Here is a 7477-nt window from a genome sequence, read left to right on the forward strand (position 1 = left end):
CGTAAACGCCGCTGAGGATCTGCACTGCGTCGGGCTCGTTGCGCTGCGTGACGTGGCGGCTGGTGCCGGGGCGTCGCCGGTCGAGGTCGGCCTGGATGTCGGCCTCGGACAGCGGCATTGCGGGCGGGCAGCCGTCGATGACGCAGCCAATCGCCGGGCCGTGCGATTCACCAAAATTGGTGACCGTGAACAGGGTTCCAAAGGTATTGCCGCTCATGGCGCGCGATTATGCCCGCCGCCTGCGCAGGAGGACGCCCCTCAGTCGCTGCCCGCGGTCTGCTCGGGCCAGTCGCGGATATAGGCCTTGAGCATCTTGTTCTCGAAGTTCTGGCTGTCGACCACGGCCTTGGCCACGTCGTAGAAGCTGATCACGCCCATCAGCAGCTTGCGCTCCATCACGGGCAGGTAGCGCGCGTGGTGATCGAGCATCATGCGGCGCACCGCGTCGATGTCGGTTTCCAGCGTGCAGGTCAGGGGCGCGTCGTCCATGGCCGATCGCACCGGCAGCGCGGTGACGCTGCCGCCGTTCTTCACCATCGCCAGGATCACTTCGCGGAAGCTGAGCATGCCCACGAGTTCGCCCTGCTCCATCACCACCAGCGAACCGATGTCGCGTTCCGCCATGACGCTGACGGCGTCCGCCAGCGGCTCGTCCGGCGCGGCGGTGTAGAGGGCGTTGCCCTTGACGCGAAGAATGTCGCTGACTTGCATGGCGGCGGGTTTCCAGGAGGGCAGGAGGGCAGGAGGGCAGGGGAGGGTGGGGCTCAATATAGCCCACAATGCCCGCCCGAATCGAGGCATAGGGGGAAACCACGGGACGCGCCAGATTGTCCGAAGCGGGCTAATCCTTCAGCACGTCCGCCATGCGCAAGGCGTCCAGCCGGGCGCTGGCCCATAGCGGCTCCAGGCTCTGTTCCCGCTGCAGCAGCAGGCGCTGGAGCAGCGGCTCCAGCAGGGTGTCGTGCGGATCCGCAAGCAGCATGTAGCGCGCTTGCAGCGCATCGGACGCGCCCACTGCCGCATCGCTCACCTGCCCGATCCAATCGAGTGCGCTCAGCGCCTCGAGCACGGGCTGCAGCTGCAGCACGTCCACGCGCAGCCGCTGCGCCAGTTGCCCGGGGCGCAGGCCCTTGGTCGCCTGCTGGCGTGCGCGCTGCAGTTCCTGCAGCACCTCCAGCGCGAGTTGAAAGCTCCAGCCGGGCCCCGTCGTGCAGCGCGCCACTCCGGCCAGCAGGCTCGGCAGGTAGGCCGCGATCACCGCCCCGAGCAGCACGATGACCCAGGCCGTATAAATCCACACCAGCAGGATCGGCAAGGTGGCAAAGGCCCCGTAGATCACCGAATAGGTGGGTACCTTGCCCAAGTACAGCGCCAGCGCCTTTTGTGCCAGTTCGATGCCCAGCGCGACGAAGACGCCGCCCGTCCACGCGTGCCGCCAGCGCACCGGGGTATTCGGCACGTAGTGGTAGAGCGCCGCCATGCCCCCGGCGAGCACCACGAACTGGATCGAGTCGAACAAGAATTGCACACCGTCGGGCAGGCGCTTGACCAGCCCGCTGGAGGCGGACATCACATACGAGGTCAGCGCCAGGCTCGCGCCCATGAGCAGGGGACCCAGCGTGATCGCGGCCCAGTAGATCAGCACCCGCTGACCCAGCGGGCGCAGGCGTTGCACGCGCCAGATGTCGTTGAGCGTGCGGTCGATGGTGAGGATCAGCGCCAGGGCCGTGGCCAGCAGCGCGCTCAAACCCACCGCACCCAGGCGGCTGGCCTGGGCCGCGAACTGCGTGAGGTAGCCCAGCACCTGGCGCGAAATGCTGTCGGGAACCAGGCTGCCTACGAGCCAGTTCTGCAACGCATCCTGCAGCTTGCCAAAAATGGGAAACGCCGTGAACACCGCCAGCGCCACCGTGAAGAAGGGCACCAGCGCCAGGGTGGTGGTGAAGGTCAGGCTGCTGGCCGTGAGTCCCAGATGCTCTTCGCGAAAGCGCGCGCGCAGGGCCTGCGCGGTGGTTTTCCAGGGAAAGTGCGACAGCCTGGTCACGCACAGCTCGATGCGCCGGGCGGCTGAGAGAAGGGACATGGCCGATATGATGCCACCTCAATGACCGCATTGCCCTCCGCTTCTCCTGCCTCTGCCGCTGCTTTCTCCCGCCACCCCGTGCCATGCGGCCGTGGCGTTTCCGCCACGCGCTGGTTGGCTGCGGGCAGCCTGTTGGCGCTCATCGTTTTGTGCCTGGCCTGGGAGCTGGTGCTCGCGCCCGTGCGCCCCGGCGGGTCGTGGATTGCGCTCAAGGCGCTGCCGCTGTGCCTTCCGCTGGCCGGAGTCCTCAAAAAGCGCATGTACACCTACCGCTGGCTGAGCCTGGTGATCTGGCTCTACTTCACCGAAGGCGTGGTGCGCGGCTGGGCAGACGGGCCCCCCGCGCAGTGGCTCGCCTGGGGCGAAGTCGCGCTGTGCCTGCTGCTGTTCGTGGCCTGCACACTGCATGTGCGGCTGCGTCAGCGCAATGCCCAGGCGGCCGCGCAGGCTGCCTGAGGCCCCTTGCCCCATGGCCGATCTCCTGGACACCCTGCGCCACCTGGTCGGCCCCGCCCAGGTGCTCACCGACGGCGATCTCTGCGCCTGGGAACAGGACTGGCGCCGCCGCGTGCGTGGCAAGGCCCTCGCCGTGGTGCGCCCGGGCAGCACGCAGGAAGTGGCGGCCGTGGTGCGCGCCTGCGCCGCCGCGGGAACGTCCATCGTGCCGCAAGGCGGAAACACCGGGCTCGTCCAGGGCTCCACGCCCGATGGTTCGGGAACACAGATCGTGCTGAGCCTGCGGCGCATGCACGCCGTGCGCGGCATCGACGGCGACAACCTCACGCTGAGCGCAGAGGCCGGCTGCATCTTGCAGAACCTGCAGGACGCGGCGCAGGGTGCGGGGCTGCTCTTTCCCCTGTCTCTGGCCGCCGAGGGCAGTTGCACCATTGGCGGCAACCTCGGCACCAACGCCGGCGGCACCCAGGTGCTGCGCTACGGCAATGCGCGCGACCTGTGCCTGGGCCTGGAAGTCGTCACGCCGCAGGGCCAGGTGTGGGACGGCCTCAGGGGCCTGCGCAAGGACAACACGGGCTACGACCTGCGCGACCTGTTCATCGGCAGCGAGGGCACGCTGGGAATCATCACCGCGGCCACGCTCAGGCTCTACCCCGAACCCGCCGCGCGCCTGACCGCCTGGGCCGCCGTGCCCACGCTGGAGCACGCGCAGGCCCTGCTGGGCCTGGCGCACAGGCGGCTGGGCGCGGGCCTCACGGGCTTTGAGCTCATGGGCCGCTTCGCACTCAGCCTGGTGGGCAAGCACATGCCGCAGCTGCGCGTGCCCTTCCTGGAGGACGGCGGCGTGCCCTGGTGCGTGCTGCTCGAAAATTCGGACAACGAATCCGAAGCGCACGCACGCGGGCGCTTCGAGGCGCTGCTCGAGGACGCGTGCACGGCCGCTTGCGTGAGCGACGCCGTGGTCGCCGAGAACCTCGCGCAGGCCCGGCAGCTGTGGCATATCCGCGAGAGCATTCCGCTGGCGCAGGCCGAGGAAGGCCCGAACATCAAGCACGACATCTCGGTGCCGATCGCGCGCGTCCCGGCCTTCGTTGCGCACACCGACGCGCTGCTGCAGCGCGCGATCCCGGGCGTGCGCCTGGTCAACTTCGGCCACCTGGGCGACGGCAACCTGCACTACAACGTGCAGGCCCCCGCGGAAGGCGACCCCGGGACCTTTCTGCGCGAGCAGGAGGCGCGTGTGAACCACCTCGTGTACGAGGCCGTGGCCGGTTTCGGTGGCTCGTTCTCGGCAGAGCATGGCGTCGGCGCGCTCAAGGTCGACACGCTCGAACGCTACCAGTCACCGGTCGCGCTTTCCATGATGCGCGCGATCAAGCAGGCGCTCGATCCGCAGGGGATCATGAATCCGGGGCGGGTGTTGAAAGTCTGATTCTTCTGCGTCCCCGGGCCGCTCGGGAGGGGCGGGCCGGCGCAGCGCCCGTGGGACAATCCCCGCCATGCACACATTGTTTGAAGAAGCAGGCAAGTTTCTGGCCGGTCGCATCCTGTCCGAGGCCGGGAACTCGGCGCAGATCGAGCTCGATTCGGGCAAGCGGGTCAAGGTCAGAGCCGCCAGCATGCTGTTGAAATTTGACCAGCCGGCGCCTGCCGAACTGCTGCGCCAGGCCCGCGCCGTGGCCGAAACCATCGAACTGGACCTGGCCTGGGAATTCGCCCCGGAAGACGAATTCGGCTTCGCCGACTTGGCGCGCGATTACTTTTCGGCAAACGCCACGCTGGCGCAGCAGGCCGCGGCGCTGCTGCGCCTGTACGACGCACCGCATTACTTTCGCCGCGCGGGCCGGGGCCGTTTCCGGAAAGCCCCGGCCGAAATCCTGCAGCAGGCGCTGGCCGCGATCGAGAAGAAAAAGGCCGTGCTGCAGCAGATCGACGACTGGGCGACCGCCCTGGGCCGGGGCGAATGCCCGCAGCCCATCCGCGAGCAGCTCTACAAGATCCTGTTCAAGCCCGACAAGAACGCAGCCGAATACAGGGCCGTGGTGCAGGCCAGCCGCGCCACGCACAGCGCGCCGCTCGACCTGCTGCAAAAGGCCGGCGCCATCGACTCGGCGTACCAGTTCCACTACAGGCGCTTCCTGCTGGAAAACTTTCCCAAGGGCACGGGCTTTCCCGCCGTGCCGCTGCCCGCGGGCGCCGACGATCTGCCGCTGTCGAGCGCGCAGGCGTATTCCATCGACGACTCGCAGACCACGGAAATCGACGACGCGCTCTCGGTGCAGGGTCTGGGAACGGGCAGCGTGCTGCTGGGAATCCACATTGCCGCGCCCGGCCTGCTCATCGCGCCGGGCAGCGCCATCGACCAGCTGGGCCGCGCGCGCCTGTCCACGGTCTACATGCCGGGCCACAAAATCACCATGCTGCCCGACGGCGTGGTGCGGGCCTGCACGCTGGACGCGGGCCGCGCCAACCCCGCCGTGTCCCTGTACCTGCGCATCGACGAGGCCAGCCTGGAATGCAAGGACTCGGAAACCCGGCTCGAGCGGGTGCACGTGGTCGCCAACCTGCGCCACGACGAACTCGACGGCGTGGTCACGCACGCCTGGCTGACCGACCCCGCGCTGGAGCACGAAAACGCCCCGCCGCACCTGAATGAGTTGCGTGCGCAGCTGTCCTTTGCCTACCGCCTGGCCAGGCATCTGAAGGCGCTGCGCGAAGTGGTGCGGGGCAGGCCCGAGAGCTTCAACCGGCCGGACTACAACTTTCGCCTGGCCGGTGGCGCCGGCGCCGAACCCACGGGCGACGAGCCGGTGCAGATCAGCCGGCGCCAGCGCGGCGCCCCGCTGGACTTGATCGTCGCCGAGGCCATGATCGTGGCCAACAGCACCTGGGGCAGCTGGATGGAGAAACTGGGCGTTCCCGGCATCTACCGCAGCCAGGCGAGCATGGCGCCCGGCGTGAAAGTGCGCATGGGAACCAAGGCGCTGCCGCACGCGGGAATCGGGGTCAAGGCGTACGCCTGGGCCACGTCACCGCTGCGCCGCTACACCGATCTGGTGAACCAGTGGCAGATCATCGCCTGCGCGCGCAACGGAAGAACGGCCGCGCTGGCCGCGCCGTTCAAGCCCCGGGACGCCGAACTGTTTTCCATCATCAGCCAATTCGACGCGGCCTACAGCGCCTACAACGGCCACCAAGCCGCAATGGAGCGCTTCTGGACGCTGAAGTACCTGGCGCAGAACGGCATCACCGAGCTCGGCGCCACGGTGCTCAAGGAAGCTGTGGGCGGCAGCTTTCTGGTGCGTGCGGACGAGTTGCCGCTGGTCTTTCCCGTGCTGGGCGCGCAAAACCTGCCACGCGGCGCGCGCCTGAGGGTCAGGCTGGGTCAGGCGGATGAAATCGCGCTGGACGTCCACGGCAGCGTCATCGAGCGCCTGGACGACCCCGCGGACGCCCGCGGCGACGGCCCGCCGGAAGACGCCGAGGAAGAAGAAACCGTGGCCGGCCCGCTGGCCATCGCGGTGGACGTGAACGAGGCCGATGCGCCCGCGGACGCCGATCAGGCCGATAATCCGGCTCCGTGAAATCGCCCGCCTTCTTTCGCACCTTCAGCACGCTGCAACTGGCGTTTGGCGTCTCGGTGACCGTGCACGCCGCGCTCATCTCGGTGCGCTTCATCGACCCCGAAGCCTTCAACCGCACGTTCCAGGACACGCCGCTCGAAGTCATCCTGGTGAACGCCCGCTCCAGCGAACCCCCCGAGAAGGCCCAGGCCATTGCGCAGACCCATCTGGCCGGTGGCGGCGAGGCCGAAAAGGGCTGGGCCGCGAGCCCCCTGCCCTATACCGCGCTGACGGCCGTCGGCGACGACTTCGAGGAAGCGCAGCGCAAGGTGGACGCGCTGCAGCAACAGCAGGTGCAACTGCTGACCCAGCTGCGCAAGCAGCTGGCGGTCCTGCCCGAACCCGATCCGCGCAAGGCCGACGAAGGCAGCGAACAGACCAGCGAACAGGAAAAGCGCCGCCAGTACGTGAAGCTATTGGCCGAAATCGAAAAGCGCATCCAGGAAGAAAACGCGCGCCCGAAAAAGCGCTACATCAGCCCCGCCACCCGCGAGGAAGTCTACGCCCTGTACTACGACACGCTGCGCCGCAAGGTGGAAGACAAGGGCACGGAAAACTTCCCCGAGCAGGCAGGCCGCAAGCTCTACGGCGAGCTGACGATGATCGTCACCGTGAACAACGACGGCCACGTGCTCGACACCGAGGTCGTGGAAGGCTCCGGCAACGCCACGCTGGACCGCCGCGCGCAAGCCATTGCACGCGCGGCAGGCCCGTTTGACGCATTCAGCGCCAAAATGCGCCAAAACGCCGACCAGATTGCCATGGTGGCGCGCTTCAAGTTCACCCGGGAGCAGACCCTGGAGACCAGCAGCGTCCGATAACCCGGCCAGCGCGGCATGCGCACCGCGGCCCCATCCCCCCCATGAACCAAGCCGTCGACCTGTACTGCGTGCTGGGCAACCCGATCGCGCACAGCCTCTCGCCCGCCATCCACGCCCGCTTCGCCGAACTGACGGGCGAGCGCATCCGCTACGAACGCCGCCTGGCGCCCGTGGACGGCTTTGCCCAGGGCCTGCGCGACTTTGCGGCCCAGGGCGGGCGCGGCTGCAACGTCACCGTGCCTTTCAAGATCGAGGCCGCCCGCTGCGCCGCCCGGTGCAGCGGGCGCGTGCAGCTCGCGGGCGCCGCGAACACCCTCAGCCTGCACGCAGACGGCAGCGTCCACGCCGACAACACCGACGGCCTGGGCCTGGTGGCCGACATCACACGCAACGCCGGCGTCCCGCTCGCCGGCTGCGACCTGCTGCTGCTGGGCGCGGGCGGCGCGGCCGCGGGCGCGCTCGGCCCGCTGCTGCACGCCGGTGCGCGCCGCATC

At 68.6% G+C, this 7477-nt stretch carries 7 protein-coding genes and 1 pseudogene; 5 read left to right on the top strand and 3 right to left on the bottom strand.

Features of this window, described 5'->3' with window-relative positions:
- The 3 genes from VTU_RS28880 to VTU_RS0120055 all read right to left on the bottom strand — a co-directional run.
- Window positions 1–217: chorismate synthase (locus tag VTU_RS28880; RefSeq protein ID WP_010107895.1), on the bottom strand; the 217-nt coding region annotated here is incomplete at its 3' end.
- Between the two features lie 41 nt (window positions 218–258).
- Entirely contained in the window at window positions 259–711 is a 453-nt protein-coding gene (locus tag VTU_RS0120050) for a CBS domain-containing protein (protein ID WP_010107896.1), read from the bottom strand.
- 130 nt (window positions 712–841) lie between these two features.
- On the bottom strand, window positions 842–2083 hold the full coding sequence (locus VTU_RS0120055; RefSeq protein WP_010107897.1) for a YihY family inner membrane protein: 1242 nt from the start codon (window positions 2081–2083) through the stop codon (window positions 842–844).
- Window positions 2084–2104: 21 nt separating this feature from the next.
- Here VTU_RS0120055 and VTU_RS0120060 point away from each other — a divergent pair, with 21 nt between their 5' ends.
- The 5 genes and pseudogenes from VTU_RS0120060 to aroE form a co-directional block, all read left to right on the top strand.
- A complete protein-coding gene (locus VTU_RS0120060; RefSeq protein ID WP_029554593.1) occupies window positions 2105–2539 on the top strand; it encodes a DUF2069 domain-containing protein in 435 nt (144 codons plus the stop codon).
- 13 nt (window positions 2540–2552) lie between these two features.
- Window positions 2553–3971, top strand: a complete 1419-nt coding sequence (locus VTU_RS0120065) for an FAD-binding oxidoreductase (protein WP_010107900.1) — start codon at window positions 2553–2555, stop codon at window positions 3969–3971.
- A gap of 67 nt (window positions 3972–4038) precedes the next feature.
- The gene (locus VTU_RS0120070) at window positions 4039–6123 is read left to right on the top strand and encodes a ribonuclease catalytic domain-containing protein (RefSeq protein ID WP_010107902.1); all 2085 of its coding nucleotides are present in this window, start codon (window positions 4039–4041) and stop codon (window positions 6121–6123) included.
- On the top strand, window positions 6120–6983 hold the full coding sequence (locus VTU_RS0120075; protein ID WP_010107904.1) for an energy transducer TonB: 864 nt from the start codon (window positions 6120–6122) through the stop codon (window positions 6981–6983). The genes VTU_RS0120070 and VTU_RS0120075 overlap by 4 nt, the downstream gene beginning before the upstream one ends.
- Window positions 6984–7024: 41 nt before the next feature.
- A pseudogene (gene aroE / locus VTU_RS0120080) lies at window positions 7025–7477 on the top strand (shikimate dehydrogenase); the annotation flags it as partial.

This window comes from Verminephrobacter aporrectodeae subsp. tuberculatae At4 (genome assembly GCF_000193225.1).
GTDB classification, from domain to species: Bacteria; Pseudomonadota; Gammaproteobacteria; order Burkholderiales; family Burkholderiaceae_C; genus Acidovorax; species Acidovorax aporrectodeae.